A 1,256-nucleotide genomic window follows, 5' to 3' on the forward strand; every position below is an offset into this window, starting at 1 on the left:
TGTAACCCCTCCTAAAAATCGGACTGCTTAAAGGACGAAAAGTCTTAACTTTAAACAGTCAAACGATGAAGAACTCTATTATTACCGAAGCACAGATCGTAAAGGCCATCAAGGAATATGATGGCGGCCGTGAGCTCAATGATATATGCCGCGAACTTGGCATTCACAAATCCACGTTTTACAACTGGCGAAAGAAGTATGCCGGCATGGACAGTCAGGAGTTGAAACGGCTGAAAGAACTGGAAGAAGAGAACCGCAAGCTTAAACACATGTATGCGGAACTGGCTTTGGATAATAAGATGTTAAAGGACGTTCTTTCAAAAAAGTTCTAAAGCCCTGCCAGCGCAAAGACATGGTTGCTTACTTACTGGAAAGTTACAGCGTAAGCATTAGCAGGGCTTGCCGGGTAGCGAGGCTGCCCAAATCCATGTATTACTATAAGAATGTCAGAGACGATTCTGAAACCATAAATAAGTTAGTGGAACTTGCTGAAAAGCATCCTACTGAGGGTCAAGACTTATACTACAGCCGTATACGTCAGCAAGGTTTTCAGTGGAATTACAAGCGCGTGCGCAGAGTATATTTGCTTTTGGGCATGAATAAGCGCCGTAAGGTACGCAGGCGTGTACCGGGAAGAGTAAAGGTACCCCTGATCGTGCCTGAGCAGGCTGGAGATACTTGGTCAATGGACTTTATGTGTGATGTGCTGGTGAACAAAAGAAGGTTCCGCACGCTCAATATCATTGATGATTATAACCGGGAAGCCATTGCCGTAGAAGCTGCTTATACCATGCCAGCCATACGAGTAACACAGATCCTGGAGCGAACTATTCATGAGCAAGGTAAACCAAACTGTATCCGGGTAGATAACGGACCTGAGTTTAATAGCAAGGAGTTCAAGGATTGGTGTGAGAGCAAAGATATCACAGTGCAGTTCACCCAGCCTGGCAAGCCTATGCAGAACGGCTATATCGAACGCTTTAACAGAACCTTTAGGGAAAACATCTTGGATGCTTACCTATTTGAAGACATTAACCAGGTACAGGTATTAGCCGATGAATGGATGGAGGATTACAATTACAGCAGGCCACATGAAGCACTGGGAGGTATAACGCCAGACCTGTACAAGCGGCTAAACTGTGGAGATATTGAAAACTCTGGCGAGTTTCCAACATCTCCACAGTTTCAACAATAATAATTATATTTTTGAATTAATAAGTCTATAAAATACCAGTCCGAACTAAGGGAGGGTTACA

General features: G+C 43.9%; 2 protein-coding genes. Both read left to right on the top strand.

Features of this window, described 5'->3' with window-relative positions:
- Positions 1-65: 65 nt before the first annotated feature.
- The gene (locus IM792_RS21365) at positions 66-332 is read left to right on the top strand and encodes a transposase (RefSeq protein WP_228085314.1); all 267 of its coding nucleotides are present in this window, start codon (positions 66-68) and stop codon (positions 330-332) included.
- Between the two features lie 20 nt (positions 333-352).
- On the top strand, positions 353-1,195 hold the full coding sequence (locus IM792_RS21160; protein ID WP_228085317.1) for an IS3 family transposase: 843 nt from the start codon (positions 353-355) through the stop codon (positions 1,193-1,195).
- Positions 1,196-1,256: the final 61 nt, after the last annotated feature.

The organism is Mucilaginibacter sp. JRF (assembly GCF_015223065.1).
GTDB lineage: Bacteria > Bacteroidota > Bacteroidia > Sphingobacteriales > Sphingobacteriaceae > Mucilaginibacter.

Bases quoted from the DNA above. Each gene is read 5' to 3' on its own strand.
- IM792_RS21365 (WP_228085314.1), top strand. From the start codon at position 66: ATGAAGAACTCTATTATTACCGAAGCACAGATCGTAAAGGCCATCAAG.
- IM792_RS21160 (WP_228085317.1), top strand. From the start codon at position 353: ATGGTTGCTTACTTACTGGAAAGTTACAGCGTAAGCATTAGCAGGGCT.